Annotated in this window: 1 protein-coding gene; it reads right to left on the bottom strand. The window is 74.2% G+C overall.

Annotated features, from left to right (window positions below; all coding sequences use genetic code 11):
- A partial coding sequence (locus tag MJ797_RS20950; RefSeq protein WP_239339601.1) for a transposase occupies positions 1-623 on the bottom strand: 623 nt, incomplete at both ends.

Here is a 623-nt window from a genome sequence, read left to right as displayed (position 1 = left end):
TGAGCTGTGTTCCCCTCGGTTTTCGGTGTCACCACGCGCGAGCGCTCCGACGTAGTGGTTGCGGATCCGGGCGAGGACCTCGGGGTCGAGCGCGGTCTGCCCGGCCTGGCGGGCGTCGCACGCGCCGTGGTGGGCATCGAGCAGCGTGGTGCCCATCGCCTCGGCCCAGACCTGCCCTGCCGGGTCGCCGTCGTTGATCGAGCGCAGGTCGCGCAGCAGATGCGCGCCGCACCAGGCGTGCAGCGCGCCGGTCAGGTGGGTGTAGCCGCTGTAGCCGTCGCGTACCAGCACGCCGGTGAACGCCGGCCAGACCCCGCCGGCGTCGATCGCCTCACAGGTCCGGTCCCCGGTGTGCATCACCGTCAGGTAGGTGGTGCAGGCGACGTGCAGATAGCGCAGCGAGCCCTCGACGCGGGCGGTGGTCTCGTCAGCGTGCGCGACCGGCGCCCCGGCGATCAGGTCCCGCACCCGCGGCAGGAACGTGGCCTCGAGCAGCCTCGCGGCCCGGCCCCGCACGGACGCGACCCAGCCGGTGGAGACCGCGGCACCGAGCATCGTGGCGAGGATGGCCCGGGCCCGGCGGACCGGGAGATGGTGCGCGCAGACAAGCCACGCCGCCCGCG

It is taken from the genome of Protofrankia sp. CiP3, from assembly GCF_917627345.1.
Taxonomy (GTDB): Bacteria; Actinomycetota; Actinomycetes; order Frankiales; family Frankiaceae; genus Protofrankia.
The sequence above is the reverse complement of the archived record's forward strand: the minus strand, read 5'-3'. Positions and strand labels throughout refer to the sequence as shown.